We start from the raw sequence: 15,754 nt of genomic DNA, 5'->3' as shown, positions 1-15,754 counted from the left end.
GTAGCAAGACCTTTGCCATCATAGGTGAGGTCTATTTATATGTTCAAAAAGACCTTCACCAATCCCGTGGTGAAGGTCTTTTTTCGTTGAATGGACAAAAAAAGGAGCGACTTTAAATGGAATGGACACTTCTCTTAGAGTACGGTTGGGTTCTCATCATTCTCATTATTTTGGAAGGAATACTCGCAGCTGATAATGCAGTTGTGTTAGCGATGATGGTAAAACACCTTCCAGAAAAGCAACGAAAAAGAGCGTTATTTTACGGGCTAGCTGGTGCCTTTATTTTCCGATTAGCTGCTCTTGCGTTCGTCGCCATTCTCATTGAAGTGTGGCAAGTGCAAGCCATCGGTGCGCTATACTTGTTGTTCATCGCCATCAATCATTTTGTGAAAAAGTACGTGCGCAATAAAACGAACGTGAAAAAGGTCAAAAAACAACCCAAACAGTCAGGTTTCTGGATGACCGTATTAAAGGTAGAACTTGCCGATATTGCCTTCGCCGTCGACTCCATTCTAGCGGCTGTCGCCTTGGCGATGACGCTCACCCCAACGGGGTGGTTTACAGTAGGTCCACTTGACGGAGCACAGTTTGTTGTCGTGTTTATCGGTGGTCTTACAGGTGTTATCATTATGCGCTTTGCCGCGGGCATTTTCATTCGGGTATTGGAAAACCGCCCCGGACTTGAGAACGGCGCGTATTTAATCGTCGGCTGGGTCGGTGTCAAACTCGCCGTATTTACTCTCGCTCACCCAAGCCTTGCCATCTTGCCTGAACACTTTCCTGAAAGCACTGTATGGAAACTTTTCTTCTGGGGAATCATGGCACTCATCATCGTACTCAGTTGGCTACTTTCCGCCCCAAAACTGCAGAAGAAATCAGATACTCAGGAAATCTCGCACCTGTAAAACGAGACACGTAAAATCAATCGCCCCAGCCTCGCGTAGGTTGGGGCAATTCTTATTGGTGTATAAACGATCAAAATCGTTTATGGCGTGATCTAGATAAGTTGAACGAAAGAATTACATCAAGAACCAATGGTAAGCTTGGTAAAGTGGAAACTGTGCTCGAGTTGCGGCCGAACGGTTCTCAAGTTTAGGGAAATCGCAGAAAAAGCGGTCTATTCTCATAAACTAAGGAACAGATTACCGGGTCACGTGTACAATCCCCGCCCCGAAGTACCCACAAGACGTCGGCGCGAGCCGCGTCGAACCGAATTCGATTTGGCTTCGGCCTCGCTGGGGCCAACAGGGGGCTCGCTTATGAGCATTGAATCTGCACGCAAGTTGGAACAAACTGCGCGCAAAGTTTGGCGAAATTGGCGCTAAAGCCAGTGAAAAGAGCAAACTTGCGCGCAGATGGAGGAAACTAGCGCGCAGAACGATCGTTCGTCTTGCCCGCATGTGCCGCCATCCCCTGCCGCAACGGGTTCAGAGAACCACCCTTTGCATTTCCTAGCCAATAACCTAGCATCCTGTCGGCGCGAGCCGCGCCGAAGCAAGGCCAGTTTCGCTTCGGCCCCGCAGGGCCGACATGTTGATCGGTATTGAGCATGCTTACGCCGAACCATTCAAAGTTCGCGTCTCATGTTTCCAATGAGCGCAAACTCACGGCCAATTCGGGAACAGCATTAGCTCTAACTGACACCCCTAACATCTGTCTTTATGAGCCGTATAAAATGACGTCTCAACGTGTCTATACTTACAACCTGTGCCAAAACCCCAGCCATTTCTTCCTTTATAATTCTATATAAAATTCTTCTATTTTTAATCAAAATTTGACAGATTCGCTCGTCCTACTTAACATTATAATTATTCCAGCATTTCGGAAATCATAAAAAGCAGCAGAAGAAGGGGAGACCGTGCATGAACACAACTTTCAGTCATGTAAAGCCTTTGTACGAACAAGCCTATGAACTTGTGAAAAGGTTAATTATGCACGGTGATATTGCACCGGGCCAAACGATTGTCGTCGCACAGTTGGCAGAACAACTACAAATTAGCCGTACCCCGCTGCGCGAGGCATTTAGACAATTATTGAAGGATCAACTTGTGACCGTCGACCGCAACGGCACATTGAAAGTGATGAGTTTGAGCTTGTCCGATTTTGAGCAGCTATTTGACTGTCGCATGATCTTGGAAAAAGATTTTATTGCGGATGTACGAATGTCACTTACCGACCTTGAGATTGATGAATGGAGAAATCGGTTGGCGTCCGCACGTCAAGCGGTTGACAACACAGCAGATGAGAGCATGCAAACATTGCATTTTATGTATGCGCATTTTTTCACGGTGTGCAAAAACCAACGTCTCTCACAGCTCGTCCAATCTACGTATTCACCACTATCCATTTACGCGATTGGACCAAGTCAAAATGCGATACATACAATGTTAGAAGAGCACGAGCAATTGCTTACCGTCATGAAGTCTGGAGAGATTTCAGAGATGCATGCGGTCATTGCTGAAATTAGTGCAGCAGAACGAGCGAGAGGTGCGGCTTATTTGGAAGCGCTAACAACGACTTAACGACTTCCGTAGTGCCAAAGCAGCCCCTCGAGCTGCTCGATTGTCTGCACGTAATCATCGATAGCGACCCACTCATTCGGTTGGTGTGCTGTCTCACCTCGAATTGCACTCCAAATAATTATCGGGTACTTTGACTGCGCCCTCATGAATTGTGAGCCATCTGTATAACCTGTCATCCCTTTCGCCGGGCGCTGGAAATGTTCTAGTACAAACTGTGCGAAAGGGTGATCTTCTTCGGTTTGCATCGGAGGCAAATCGTTTAATACCGAAATATGTGCATCCAATTCAGGAATCGTTTTATTGACCGAATCAATCCGATCTTGTACAGCACGAATCACATCTTCATGCTGCATCGACGGGACCGTGCGGATATCGAGCTGTAGTCGGCACAGATCAGGGACGACGTTCGTATTGCTACCCGCCGATAACACGTTCATACTCATTGTTGGACCACCGAGCCGTGGATCCGTTTCATGGGACAATTGAAACTCAGAACGATTTAACTCATTCATAATTGCAACCATGTGCATCAACGCATTCACACCGCGATCAGGCCGCGATCCGTGAGCGGTGCGCCCCCTTGTCGTAAGTTCCAGCCACAGTGCCCCTTTATGTGTAATGATGACGTTTCCGCTCGTCGGCTCCGTAACGATCATCGCACTCACATCGTCGGTATAACCGCCTTCTGCAAGTTGCTTTGCACCAACGGCACCGGCTTCTTCTCCGACAGAAGCAAAGCATTTCACATCAAACGGAAGCTCTTTCCTGGACTGTTTCAATCGGCACATCGTCGCTACAATCGCCATCAAGCCACTTTTCATGTCACACGCACCCCGGGCATAGATCTTACCGTCCTGCTCTGTAGCAGAAAATGGTGGGTAATCCCAAGGCTGTTCCCCTGGTGGGACCACATCCATATGACCCGACAGACCGATCACCTCTGTTGAAGAGCCGTCGCCACGTAACGTCGCAATCACGTTTACCCTATCTTCCTCATACACCACTTCCTCGGTAGGAATTCCATACGCTGCAAATATACTTTGGAGCTTGTCCGCAACGAGTCGTTCATTCCCAGGCGGGTTCGTCGTGTCTATTTGTAATATTTCTTTTAAATGTTCAATTGCCAACGTATCATTCAAGACCGATCAACACCTTTTCTAATTGTATGCGAAAATGTTCTCTTTCTTCGCTCGTAAAGGGCTTTGGCCCCTTTGTACGCTGCCCACTTTTCCGCCGCATCGCACCTTCATGACGTTGCATGAGCAAACGATCAATGCTCTCTTTTGAAAAGAAAAATCCGGTATGGTGCATGACAATGCATTGCTTTTCAAGTCCAAGAGCCGCAAGCCCATAATCACCGGTCACAACCACATCACCTGGCGTACTAAGCTGGATGATCTTGTAATCAGCCGCATCAGCCCTTGATCAACATAAACCGTTTCGACACCTTCTTCTTCTACAATCGAAAAATGCGCATAACTCTTAACGAGCACCACCTGAATGGCAAATCGCTGCGCCATTTCAATAACCTCTGTTTGCACGGGGCTTGCGTCAGCATCCACGAGTATCTTCAATCTGTTCACCTCTTTAGTACGTAAAAAACCCGTAACGGTCACTGACCTCACGGGCTTTTCTCATTAATGTTTCGTCGCCTCAATAAATGCCGCAAATAAACGATTGGCATATACATCTTCGGATAAATTTTCCGGATGCCATTGAACATTCAAAACAAAACGGTGAGCATCACTTTCAAACGCTTCAATGACTCCGTCTGTTGAAGTTGCACTCACACGAAAGCCTGGAGCCATCTCTCTAACCGCTTGATGATGATAGCTGTTCACCCGGTAACGGGTGCTTCCAGACAATTCAGCGAGCTTCGTGTTTTGTACGACATCAATATAATGGGACGTATGAAACCTCGGTGCTTTTTGTTGATGCTGCAGAAGCTCTTCATCCTTCTGCGCATATATATCTTGATACATATCGCCTCCAGCTGCAATGTTCACCACTTGACAGCCACGGCATATCGACAAAATCGGAAGGTCCCTCTTTAAGAATTCCTCAATAATCCGCATTTCAAACGTATCGCGGTCTGGGTGAATCGTTCCTAAATTCGGGTGCGGCTCTTCCCCGAACAACGTAGGATCAATGTCTCCGCCCCCCGTAACGAGCAAACCGTCGAGTTTGTCACTCATCAATGCTGCCGCCCCGTCGCTCGTCACATTCGGCAAGATGAACGGTACCCCTCCATGATCGACAATACTACGAATATTATCTTTAGAAATCATGTGGGTGCCGTCTTCCTTAATGCTTGAGGTAATGCCGATCATCGGCTTCTCCATACGATACGTACTCCTTTTATACAGTCTGCGTTACTCGCTTAGCTTCTGCATCGTGCTCGCCTTCTGTAATAATGTTCATTCGCTTAATCACGTCGCTCAACTTACGGTATGCGTACATGTGCTTGTAATCAATGTAGCGATTTGGCCATTGCAGACCTCTGTTGTTGAGTGCAGATTGCGGTAGCAATATTTGACGTTTATGCTCCATTGCATAATCCGCTTGTTGCAACACTTCGCTCTTATCACTCGCTTCAATAATGACATTTGCTGCTGCCATTCCGCTCATGAGTGCATAGCGCATCGGGAAATGCCAGCGCTGCACTTTGACTGACGGCGGGAATTGGGAAATCACCAATCCTTTGTTCTCCAGCTTGCCTTGCAATGACTGGTGTTCACGAGGATGAAAATGTGTTATTGGCGTGCCAAGAATGGCAATCGTTGGAATATCTTCATCAACGGTCGCTTGTTGAACAATCGAATCGATGCCTTTGGATAAACCTGAAATGATGACATACCCTTGTTTTCCGATCTCTTTGGATAACTGATAAGCCGTTTCCTCTCCTTCCTTTGAAGGCTTACGGCTCCCAACGACGGTAACCAAATGCTCTTCCAGCAAGTCCGGATTGCCTCTCATGAAAAGAAATAACGGGGCATCTGATAGTGTATTCAACTGCGGTGGATAATGGACACCGCCTTTTTTCACAATGAGATCCTCTTCGCCTAACTGTTGAAAACCACCAACTACGGTAGAGTACGCTTTCTCTAACGCCTCTTGCTCAACGCCTAAATCCTCACTAATCTCTCGAATGTGTGGCGTGAGTTCTCTGTCATTGGCCACTTGTCATACAAGCGCTCATACATCGGAACCGTTTTCTTATCTGATCCATTAAATATCGTTTGAATTGTGAAATAATTTATCGCTTCATACACGACTTCCGGCTCGTTTTTATGGAAGAGCGCAGTGATGAACATCATCTGATTCCCATCCATTCGCTTTCTGCGTTCCTCCAGATCGGTACGCATATATAAATTTCCACTCGGACTCGTCCGGACCGGCTTCACCTTGCCTGTATGCACAAGCTGATTCAGCCTTTGCGGGGTCACACCGAGATATGATGCTGCTTCACTAGCAAATAGTATTTCTTGTTCAGTAACGGGCCGAAGAAACCTTGAATCCATCTCCTTCACGTTCATTTGCACTCATCCTTTTTTGTGTATTTGTTTTTATATATTGTTATTCGGTCAAAGAGACGGATCATTCAGAAACCATTACATGTACCCTTGACTTTATAACATCTACACTCATCATATCACTAAGCGTTTTTATTGTATATGTTATTTTCAAACTTTTTCGTTAAATTGATACCGCTTCCACTTGCTTTGAGTCGCAAAAATCGACATTTACCGCGGTTTTTAGCGCAATTTGTCGAATGATGTTTTTTAAAAATAATTTATTTTAAGAAAGCGCACGCCCCAATCGGAGCATGCGCTGAGTATTTAATACGGATAATACGGCGGGTAGTATGGTGGATATGGGGGTGGATATGGAGGGTAATACCCCGGACCTCCAATTGTATTGCCAGCAATTCCTCCAACGATGAGTCCAGGAATAAATCCTCCACCAAAACCATACCCCGGGCGAGGTGGGCGAGGCGGTCCATGATGATGGTGATGATGGTGATGCCCACCTCCACCGTGTCCATGTCCGAACTGCCGTACATCCTCTTCATCGTAATTAAATTCTTGCCCTTCATACGGGTATTCAGTTTCACTATTCATTGCACGTAACACCCCTTTCTATTAACTGATACATCAGCCTATGCGAGAAAAGGGATTCGGTGCAACGCTACGGGTGAAGACGTTTCATAAATCCAATCAGATCGTCACTTTGCTCCGTATCATCCGCCACCTTATTGTATTGCTCGTGTGAGCAAACTAAACATTTATGCAGGAGTTGATACCCCTTTTTTGAGTGAGACTTTACATCAATGGGTTCCATCAAGCCATGACACGACGATGCCCTGTCCCCTGGCACGATATCAACGTGCTTTGAGTACAAGCAAAACGGGCAATGATTACGATAGCTGCCATTACTTAAAGGAACGACTTGAACCCCACAATGTTCACAAACAAATTGCATATTCTCATCTGAACGACTCACGTCTTTACCTCCAATATCCAACCTGAAGACCAGTGTAGCATAAATCACGGAATGGGATGTTCCTGATGATTTCGGTGCCAGTTGTTGCTAGTCCCGATATTGTTACGGGCAAACGTCCCCCTGTAAAAAGACGCCAACTGTGTTCATATTATGGAGGAAAACGACCAGCACTCAAATCGACTTTTCATGTGACAATTCGCTCTTCACATAGGGTCTTTTAAGGGGTCAACTGCCTCTTAGATCTCTTATAGTGACAGTTGGTGACGTTTATGTGAGCATTCGTATGATGAAGGATGAATTTCCCTTTACCAACCGCCACAAATATCAGTTTCTGTGACGAGTCGAGCATCTATATATATGCCTCGTGAGCTTGGATGGGGGGCGGATCGTACCTTAACGCCTTCGCGACACCGGTAGCGTTTGCCTCCCTCCACAGCCGTATGCAAATACTGGAGCCATACTCATGAAACGCGAGACCAGTCGTTTGAGAACTGAAAACACAAAAAAAGACCCGGGCGAAACCCGGATCTTCTCGATCATTTATGATGGGTCAGCTGTTGCTGCATTAAAGAGATCAACGACTTGCTGTACTGATGCGAAACCACCTTCTGGCTTACGCTCAACAACCATTTCATAAGCTGCTTGACGCTCTTCCTCACTTAGCGCTTCATAAGCTTCCACATTCACACCAAGTTCCTCAGCGTGTTCGATCAACCATGCAAAATGTTCAGCTGTTGCATCTGATGGACTTTCTAACTCATTAATTTGTCTAGGCTCGACATGGAAATAAAACGGTACGCTTACAATCTCTTCATCCACGTATAGCGTTGAGAACTCAATATAGTACTCTCCAGACTCTTCAGCCAAGTCCATCATGATGATTGCTTCAAACTCACCGTTTTCATCCGTTTCCATCGTTACCCCAACACCGACAATATCGCCATCTTCATCAACGACGGTCGGTGTGACATTGACCATCCATTCTGAATCATACGGGTCAATTTCGCCCGTCAATTCCATCTGTTCTTCAACGTAATCATAATCTCCGATTGAATCGATCGTCACTTCGATCTCAGGCATCGTTTCGCCGTCGTTGACGTCTTCTAGCATCGCGACCACTTCTTCAACCGTACCTGTCGGATAATCATCATCTGAGAATGCTGCTGCATAAGCTTCTGCTCGGTACGGCAACACCATATTGGCATCAAACGCACCGGTAACTTCTCGTAAGTTATGGAGATTGGAGATAACCATCAGCTCAGCGTCTTCTTCATCCATCTCATTCAATTGCTCTAGTGCACTCTCAATGGCAATGCGTTCCACCATTGCTTGTAGCTGATCGATAATATCATCAGCATCAAAATCTAGCTCGCTCACCGCATCCACATACACTTGGCCTTCAACAATACCACCGACCACATACTCAAAATCATCACTTACCAATTCCAAGCGATTGAGTGCAGGCAAGATGTCGTCTTCATCCGCGCCTTGAATGGTTACAAGTGTCGTCTCAAGGTTCACGCTTGCGACGAAACGGTCGATATCCAGTACGGTCGACTCGCCATCATAACCGTCCATGTAGGAACTCACGTACTCAGAGAACACCTCTGACGACAGATCATCATGATCAAAGTCATACAAATCATTGAGGCAGATAAGAAATCCGCTTCGTCCTCATCAGCGTACGCTGCTTGTAGATCGGCAATTGCTGCTTCAATCGTGCCCGGTTCTGGTTCTGGCTCCGGTTCTGGTTCCGGATCTGGCTCGTCCGCTTCGGCGACACCGGTAAACGTGAGCGTCGTTGGCGATTCCCCGTACCAGAACGAATACTCCTTTCCTTCCTCTTGCTCGCTCGTCGTTACACGAACCGTATAACCGTCGTCGATAATGTCCACATCGAGCGTCTCCAACCCGTCAAACGTGAAATTCATCGTATCCGCTTCCGTTTGCGCCACATCAAAGTGAACATCAACCGTCGTATTGTTTACCGCTTCGATGCCGGTAATGTCGCTCGCTTCTGTATATTGATGAATAAGTGCACGGTCTAGAAATACGGCAAAAGCAGAACGGGTCACCGTCTCGCCCGGGCGGAATTCTCCGCTCTCTACAGTACTAATTCCGTGTTGCGTCAGAATCTCGATGTTCTCACGGTGGGCGGCGTATGCGTCATCCAAGTCGACGAGGTTCGTATCTTCACCTGTGTTCTCAAGCCCAAACGCACGCACGAGCACAGACGCCATCTGTTCACGCTAATGCCGTTGCCTGCGTCAAACATCGTGCCGCCGAAACGTCCGACCATAATGCCCTCTTCTTGCATGATCGTCGCTGCTTCTGCGTACACATGATCATCCGAAAGATCATCGAACGGCACGTCGCCTACATCGCCTCGGTCAAACCCTAGCGCATCAACGAGCAAGTTCGCCGTTTGCCCGCGGTTAATCGTTTCACCTGGGCGAAACGTGCCATCAGAATAACCACTAATGACGCCGCGCTCCGCATTGCGAAGAATTTCGGTGTAGCCAAACGTGCTCGGTGTGACGTCACTAAACACCACACCTTCTTCTGCATCGGCTACCTGTGCTGGGGTAGTCACCGTGAACGCCGTCGCCGCCATTGCGGCCGTAACTGTTCCGGCTAAAAACTTACGATATGATCTCGGTTTGTAGCTCATGGAACCTCTCCTTTATCAATTATAAATTCAGACTATAGTTCTACTACCCTATGTATCTTGTTTTTACACACACATTTCAAATAATTTAAATTTATTTCATAGATTACAGTTAATTAGAAAGACAACGCTAGTATTCAAAGGAACATATTTATTATATATTTTGCCGACAACACCCTCCCTGTCTCGGTACTGCTCGAATTCTTGTAAACTGAGGTGTTACTTCGACACGTCGGTTGCCGACAAGTAGCTTCATTTTGAAGGTAACTTCGTAAAAGCCCACCTTTTACGCAAAAAATCAGCGATTTATAGTAATAGCATCAAATCGATTTAATTGGTAAATACTAGTAAAATATGATCTATATAGAATGAACTTAACATTTTCCTAGTTGCACAGTTCGTTGTTGCTTCCCACGCCAAGCGGATGCTTGCACTTCAGAGCATAAGAGCAATACGGTTCACGTTTCTGGTCTACTGGTCACAGTGTGGAAAGAAGCCCAAATACCCCATATATTCATTTTTGTGACACTTGGGAAAGAAAAATTTTCATTTTAAACGTGGGTGGGCACATAAACGGAGTCAACGGTCACAAATCGGGATATATGTGACCGTTGAGGGTCGAAAGTGCATGGTTTAAAGACTGGATTGTCACATAAGTGCCAGGTCATCACACGCTTGCGCCAGATGGTGACCATCGGTCACGTCTTTTTATCATTCAGCAAACGTCTTCCGTGTTGCCCACAATCCTTGCAGCAACGAACAACGATCGACATCGAAGTGAGATGATCTTCAACAGACGATAGGTAGGCGTTTGCCTGTAAAGACCGATCTCGGTCATCTGATTCAGTGAAATTCTTTCGTTCAACTTATATAGATCGCACCCAAAACGATCTATATAGAATGAACATAAGATTTTCCTGATCTGCCCTGTTGGTTGTTGGATTGGAGGAATAGCGCGGTGCTTGGTGCCATTTTGCGCGCTAGTTTACGGTTTCTGCGCGCAAGTTTGCCTCGTTTAACGATTTCGACGCTCATTCCGCTAAACTTGCGCGCAGTTTGTTCCAACTGGAGCGCAGATTCACTACCCATAAGCAAGCAACCTGTCGGCCCCAGCAGGCCGAAGCCAAATCGGACTAGGTTCGGCGCGGGGATGCACACGTGACCTTGTCATCTGTTCCCTAGTTTATGAGAATCTACCGCTTTTCCTGCGATTTTCCCCAACTCGAGCACAGTTTCTACTTTACCGAGCTTACCAGATGTTAAAATCTAGCGCTTCCTTCTAGTAAATCACTTGACTAGCATTTTAAAATCTAGTCGTTTTCATAAAAAAAGACCGGGCATCCTGCCCGGTCTTTCGTCAGTAAATTTATTAGCGAGTTGCAGGAAGAACGAATGTTCCACCGCCGTAGAGGTCAGCAATAACGATCGTTACTTCTTCATCGCTGCTTGAGAAGATAATTTCTTCAATCATATCTGCAGTGATTGTTTCTACATTTGACTCAAGAGCTTCAAGGTTTGAAATCATCGTACCTTCAGCGTTTACAACGAGCTCTTCATCTTCTTTAACAGTAAGCTCTGTTACTTGTGGCGCACTGTTCTCTACTGTTACTTCAACAGAAGCAAGTTGAGTTGTGAATCCACCTTCCACTTGTACAAGCGTAAGTGTCGCTGTACCTGCACCTTTAGCGACAACTTCGTATTCAGTGTTATCGTCACTATCATTGATGTCAACAACATCAAGGTTTGAAGACGTTACTTCAATATTTCCTGGCAATGCTTCCAGTGCACTAGAAACAACATCTTGATCTACTTGTACACCCTCATAAGAACCATTAACCGTTAAATCTTCTGTAACAACTACATCTGATGGAGCAATGACTTCTCCTTCAGGCGTCTCTGCATCTTCAACGAATAGGTCAAGAACATCTTCTTCAATGTCAAAGAAATAGCTATCAACATCGTTGCTGTCATGCTCGATGATTTCAACAGTGACGGAACCAAGTTCAACATCATCATGAGTGAAGTCTACAGTGTACGTACCTGCTTCAAGACCACCTTCAGTTACTTCATTAAGGTTAACGATAATTTGACCTTCGTCAATAATCGACTGATCAACTATCACAGTTTCGCCTTCAGCATCAGTGATCTCAACATCAACGCTCTCGTCACCCGTCCAAACACCACCGTATTGGTTCAATGCATTTACAGTAAGGTTTCCTACAACTCCATCAGCATTGCGAACGAAGCGCTTCGTTTCACCAGCTTCTTCAATTGCTGAAAGCTCTTCCGCACCGATCACTTCAATATCCAATGTTACCGCTTCTTCAATACCGTCAAAAGAAACAGTAAGTGTTGTCGTTCCTTCATTAACAAGGTTTAAACGATCGTTGTTGTAGTTCGCTACTGAAGAAACGCTAGAACGAATGTCTTCTACTGTAAGTTCTTCAACAATTTCTTCATCCAACTCTTCACCGAATGCATTTACCGCTCCAACAGCTTTCACTTCAACTTCATCGTCATGGTTGATTGGCGCTTGGTTGTTCTCAAGCTGATCGTCACCGATGAATAGTGCAGCTTCTGTAACTTCTGTCGCTACGTTTGCATCAAAAATATTCACGTCTTGGCGATCTGTACGAACTGTCGTTTCACCATCAGTAATTTCAACAGCGTAAGAAATTGTGTCCTCATGGCTGAATCCACTTGCATCGAACAATCCTTCTTCATTCAATTCGAAGTTGTTGTCGTTGAATACGTACTCCACCTCATACCCAGCTTCTTCAAGCTCAGCAGTCGAAAGTGCATATCCGTCAACAGTGAATTCAAGCGCTTGGCCTTCTTCGGTGCGGATCGTTGTTGTTGTAGCCGCTGCTTCTTCAAGTGGAAGGAGGAGCTCTGTAATTTCGAAGTCAACGCTTGCTTCAGCGTCGCCAACTGTGATTTCAGCTGTGTATTCGCCTGGAAGGAATCCAGCAAATTCTGCTGAAATTGCTTCGTCTTCAACCGCTACGTCTGCTTCTTGAACCGTTTCACCGTCAGCATCAACGATCGCGACATGTGCTTCTGCATCTTCAGCTGCGCCTGTTACGTCGGCTGTAACTGTAGCTGTTGAGCCTTCAACGTTTGCTGCAGCATTTTCAATCGCCACTTCTTCAACGTCACCAGCTTCGCCGCTACCGATAAATGAAAGCGTTGTGCGCTCGCCGTCGAAGCTAAGCGTGTACGCTGTATCTTCAACTTGGTCACTCGTCGTAAGCGTGATTACATTGTCGTCTGTAGATTCAGCATCTAAGACATCAAGGTCGTTGTTGAATGTAAAGAAATCAGCTGTGATGTCTTCTGCATTAACTTCGTGATCAAACGCCACTTCAACAGTGTTTTGGTCTACAGCCGTTACACTTACAAGACCAGAATCTTGTGTGTGCACAACGTCGAACGTGCGCTCTAAGAATGTTGCCATTTGTCCACGTGTTACAGACGCTTGTGGATTAAAGTGATTGTCACTCGTTGATGTGATGTTGTATTGAGCGAGAATTTCAATGTTTTCACGGTGTGCAGAGTATGCATCATCGATATCTTCAACAACTGCGTCAGAACCTTCAATTGGTTGAAGATCGAACGCACGAACGATCATGGATGCAACTTGCTCTCTAGATACATCAAGACCTGTGTCAAATTGCGTGTTGCCAAGACGTCCAGTCATAACGCCTGCCTCTGTTACCGCTTTAACAACGGGTGCAAACGTATGCGTAGCTGAAACATCTGGGTAAAGATCTTCTTCTACTGTTTCAGGAACATCAAGATCGAGGGCACGCGCCATCATTGTCGCTGCTTGTCCACGAATAATGTTATCAGATGGACGAAATGTGTTGTCTGAGCTATAGCCCGTGATAATGCCGCGCTCCGCTGCACGTTCAATATTTTCAAAGTGTGTATCCGTTGGTGGAACATCAACAAATGTTTGCTCTTGAGCATCCGCCACCTGCTGTGGTGTCGTTACTGCGAATGCAGACGCCGCCATTGCTGCAGTCATTGTACCTGCAATTACTTTGCGATAAGACTTCGGATTATAAGCCATTCATATTGCCTCCTAGCAAATTATCGTACTGAGTTTTTAGGATCAGGACCCTAAGATCATTTTTGGAAGATACTAACATGAAATATTATATAAACTATGAAATTCGTATGTCAAATAATATTTTCATATATTTCCCATGTACTATTTTTCCTGTCATCACTGGATATTCTGAATATTAATCCTGGAAATATAGCGCTTTCATGGGTTTTAAACCTTTCACACTAATAATTTCTAGGACTAACAAGTCCAAAAAATAGTTTTACAGGAAAACATTACTAGTATATTCCGTAACCTACCATATCACTCATCTCTCTTATTTTAAACCTACGTTTTGCCCATTTCTCGAATTCATGGCTTTTTCTATGAAAATACATCTATGGTCTGTTTTTTGTGTTTTCATCTATGAATTTCACTTCAATCTAACACGATAAACATATAGTTTATGAATTATTCAACATATGAAGATTCTATATTACTAATCTAACCTACAACTAAATCCCGCCACTTCTTGAAGTGAAACTGACGCTTCTATATGTCTTTTGTCACGGGTCATTAATACCGAAACCAAGCTATGCTTGACGATAAATAAAAACGAGCGTCCGGATCTTTGTCGATCCTAACGCTCGTTTTTTCACATCGATTCAGTTGCTTCGAGTTGTTCCAGAGCCGTATTCACTTCTTGAATATCTTCTTCCAGAACAGTCTCCATCTGTTTATGCCTGTTGGATAATGTGCTCGTAGAAATAGAGAAGTGTTCAGCAATGGATTTCTTTGTCACCTTTTCACCTGCGATGTTTGTTTCAATCAAGTACGTAAGTGCTGCCGCATAGCTTTCAGGCTTTTGAATGCGCGGGTTTTCACGCTCGGTATACCGCTGCCACAACAACTCTCCCACTTCTTTATACTCGGGCTTGCCATGGGCTTCAATGTAGCTATTATACTCGTTCGCCACGACTTGTTGTTCTTTTGAGTCATAACGCTCAGTGCGGGTTTCACTCGTTTGCTCTTCTTTTTTTCCGTATAAACTAAGCATGAGCACATGCATGAAATGGTCATCCATAAACGTCTCAGATCGACCACTCGCTTCAAAGGCTTCAATGATCAGTTGTTCTCGATCCTTTGCAACCGTTCCGAGTAAGTGCAACGGAGCGGCAAGCGATTGGTAACTGTCCCCTGCTGGCAGTAATACCGCAAGCAAAATTTCACCACGTTCCGGTGCACGATCTTCCGAACGCTCCTCAGGATTTAAGATAAGCTGACTTTTCTCATTGGAAAACAAATCTTCCACAAAGATGAGGTCCTTTGATTCGGCTTCTAACACACGATAGACCGAAGGACCGACGGCTGGCCAGCGTTTGAAACTTTCCTCAACAGAAGGTCTCCAAATACTTTTTTGTTTATGTTCGACAAAACGCTCCATCATCGTATGACCGTCGAACGGATGTTTCGTGATGACCCACAACCCCGCAAAAAAGTACGCATAATCTCGACCTTGCCGATCGAGTTTGTCCAAGTCATATACACTCCGAATGACTCGATCAATTCTCTTCGCATCTTTTTTCATCGTTTGTTGCAAAAACTCCTCTTGCAACGTCTTTAAATTTTCATTAACCGTTTGTGCAATCGGCATCGCCGGTTCTTTTCCGTGGCATTTCTTGTATTTTTTCCCGCTTCCACAAGGGCAAGGTTCATTTCTTCCTACATGTTCGATGATCATCCGCTCCTTATACATATAAAACGCTTGGCTCACCACCAAGCGAATGTCATGCTATAAGACTACGATAATCCATTCCTTACAAAATGACAATCTCCCTAGCAAGCATAGCGCCAGTCCAACGAGAAAAACCACCCAACAATCCATCAATTAACGCGTTATTATAGGCATTGACCGTGCCGCTCTACAAGTATTTGGCGTGCGGGGTGGTACTCGCGTTTCTTGGCTAAAAACTGTAATCTAGTTGTTCCATCTGAGCCCAAGCCGGTCCA

General features: G+C 45.4%; 13 protein-coding genes and 1 pseudogene. 2 read left to right on the top strand and 12 right to left on the bottom strand.

Annotation, left to right across the window (positions count from 1 at the left end; genetic code table 11):
- Window positions 1–116 precede the first annotated feature (116 nt).
- Both JCM19039_RS05680 and JCM19039_RS21660 read left to right on the top strand, forming a co-directional pair.
- A complete protein-coding gene (locus tag JCM19039_RS05680; protein ID WP_042424824.1) occupies window positions 117–905 on the top strand; it encodes a TerC family protein in 789 nt (262 codons plus the stop codon).
- Between the two features lie 957 nt (window positions 906–1,862).
- Entirely contained in the window at window positions 1,863–2,522 is a 660-nt protein-coding gene (locus JCM19039_RS21660; protein ID WP_052398547.1) for a GntR family transcriptional regulator, read from the top strand.
- Here the strand turns inward: JCM19039_RS21660 and JCM19039_RS05670 are convergent.
- The 12 genes and pseudogenes from JCM19039_RS05670 to JCM19039_RS05610 all read right to left on the bottom strand — a co-directional run bounded on the left by JCM19039_RS05670 (window position 2,519) and on the right by JCM19039_RS05610 (window position 15,485).
- The gene (locus JCM19039_RS05670; protein ID WP_042424821.1) at window positions 2,519–3,661 is read right to left on the bottom strand and encodes a M20 family metallopeptidase; all 1,143 of its coding nucleotides are present in this window, start codon (window positions 3,659–3,661) and stop codon (window positions 2,519–2,521) included. The genes JCM19039_RS21660 and JCM19039_RS05670 overlap by 4 nt on opposite strands.
- Window positions 3,654–4,096: pseudogene (locus tag JCM19039_RS05665) on the bottom strand (YaiI/YqxD family protein). The gene JCM19039_RS05670 and the pseudogene JCM19039_RS05665 overlap by 8 nt, the downstream one beginning before the upstream one ends.
- A gap of 63 nt (window positions 4,097–4,159) precedes the next feature.
- On the bottom strand, window positions 4,160–4,864 hold the full coding sequence (locus tag JCM19039_RS05660) for a gamma-glutamyl-gamma-aminobutyrate hydrolase family protein (RefSeq protein ID WP_042424819.1): 705 nt from the start codon (window positions 4,862–4,864) through the stop codon (window positions 4,160–4,162).
- Window positions 4,865–4,880: 16 nt separating this feature from the next.
- Window positions 4,881–5,702, bottom strand: a complete 822-nt coding sequence (locus JCM19039_RS05655) for a DNA-processing protein DprA (RefSeq protein WP_042424817.1) — start codon at window positions 5,700–5,702, stop codon at window positions 4,881–4,883.
- On the bottom strand, window positions 5,648–6,058 hold the full coding sequence (locus JCM19039_RS21655; RefSeq protein ID WP_052398546.1) for a hypothetical protein: 411 nt from the start codon (window positions 6,056–6,058) through the stop codon (window positions 5,648–5,650). Before JCM19039_RS21655 ends, JCM19039_RS05655 begins: the two co-directional genes overlap by 55 nt.
- A gap of 303 nt (window positions 6,059–6,361) precedes the next feature.
- A complete protein-coding gene (locus JCM19039_RS05645; protein ID WP_052398545.1) occupies window positions 6,362–6,643 on the bottom strand; it encodes a hypothetical protein in 282 nt (93 codons plus the stop codon).
- A gap of 67 nt (window positions 6,644–6,710) precedes the next feature.
- Window positions 6,711–7,025 (bottom strand): RNHCP domain-containing protein, encoded by a 315-nt coding sequence (locus tag JCM19039_RS05640; protein ID WP_238544935.1) that lies wholly within the window; start codon window positions 7,023–7,025, stop codon window positions 6,711–6,713.
- 540 nt (window positions 7,026–7,565) lie between these two features.
- On the bottom strand, window positions 7,566–8,615 hold the full coding sequence (locus JCM19039_RS05635; RefSeq protein WP_042424814.1) for a hypothetical protein: 1,050 nt from the start codon (window positions 8,613–8,615) through the stop codon (window positions 7,566–7,568).
- The gene (locus tag JCM19039_RS05630) at window positions 8,612–9,256 is read right to left on the bottom strand and encodes an S-layer homology domain-containing protein (RefSeq protein WP_193744154.1); all 645 of its coding nucleotides are present in this window, start codon (window positions 9,254–9,256) and stop codon (window positions 8,612–8,614) included. The genes JCM19039_RS05635 and JCM19039_RS05630 overlap by 4 nt, the downstream gene beginning before the upstream one ends.
- On the bottom strand, window positions 9,154–9,696 hold the full coding sequence (locus JCM19039_RS05625) for an S-layer homology domain-containing protein (RefSeq protein WP_042424807.1): 543 nt from the start codon (window positions 9,694–9,696) through the stop codon (window positions 9,154–9,156). The genes JCM19039_RS05630 and JCM19039_RS05625 overlap by 103 nt, the downstream gene beginning before the upstream one ends.
- Window positions 9,697–11,062: 1,366 nt before the next feature.
- Window positions 11,063–13,768, bottom strand: a complete 2,706-nt coding sequence (locus tag JCM19039_RS05615; RefSeq protein ID WP_042424802.1) for an S-layer homology domain-containing protein — start codon at window positions 13,766–13,768, stop codon at window positions 11,063–11,065.
- Window positions 13,769–14,399: 631 nt separating this feature from the next.
- Entirely contained in the window at window positions 14,400–15,485 is a 1,086-nt protein-coding gene (locus JCM19039_RS05610; RefSeq protein ID WP_042424801.1) for a YecA family protein, read from the bottom strand.
- Window positions 15,486–15,754: the final 269 nt, after the last annotated feature.

This window comes from Geomicrobium sp. JCM 19039 (genome assembly GCF_000698145.1).
Lineage (GTDB): Bacteria > Bacillota > Bacilli > Bacillales > Marinococcaceae > Geomicrobium_A.
The sequence above is the reverse complement of the archived record's forward strand: the minus strand, read 5'-3'. Positions and strand labels throughout refer to the sequence as shown.

Excerpts from the sequence above, each read along its gene's own strand:
- JCM19039_RS05680 (WP_042424824.1), top strand. The coding sequence starts at position 117 with ATGGAATGGACACTTCTCTTAGAGTACGGTTGGGTTCTCATCATTCTC.
- JCM19039_RS21660 (WP_052398547.1), top strand. The coding sequence starts at position 1,863 with ATGAACACAACTTTCAGTCATGTAAAGCCTTTGTACGAACAAGCCTAT.
- JCM19039_RS05660 (WP_042424819.1), bottom strand. The coding sequence starts at position 4,864 with ATGGAGAAGCCGATGATCGGCATTACCTCAAGCATTAAGGAAGACGGC.
- JCM19039_RS21655 (WP_052398546.1), bottom strand. The coding sequence starts at position 6,058 with ATGAACGTGAAGGAGATGGATTCAAGGTTTCTTCGGCCCGTTACTGAA.
- JCM19039_RS05645 (WP_052398545.1), bottom strand. The coding sequence starts at position 6,643 with ATGAATAGTGAAACTGAATACCCGTATGAAGGGCAAGAATTTAATTAC.
- JCM19039_RS05625 (WP_042424807.1), bottom strand. The coding sequence starts at position 9,696 with ATGAGCTACAAACCGAGATCATATCGTAAGTTTTTAGCCGGAACAGTT.
- JCM19039_RS05615 (WP_042424802.1), bottom strand. The coding sequence starts at position 13,768 with ATGGCTTATAATCCGAAGTCTTATCGCAAAGTAATTGCAGGTACAATG.
- JCM19039_RS05610 (WP_042424801.1), bottom strand. The coding sequence starts at position 15,485 with ATGATCATCGAACATGTAGGAAGAAATGAACCTTGCCCTTGTGGAAGC.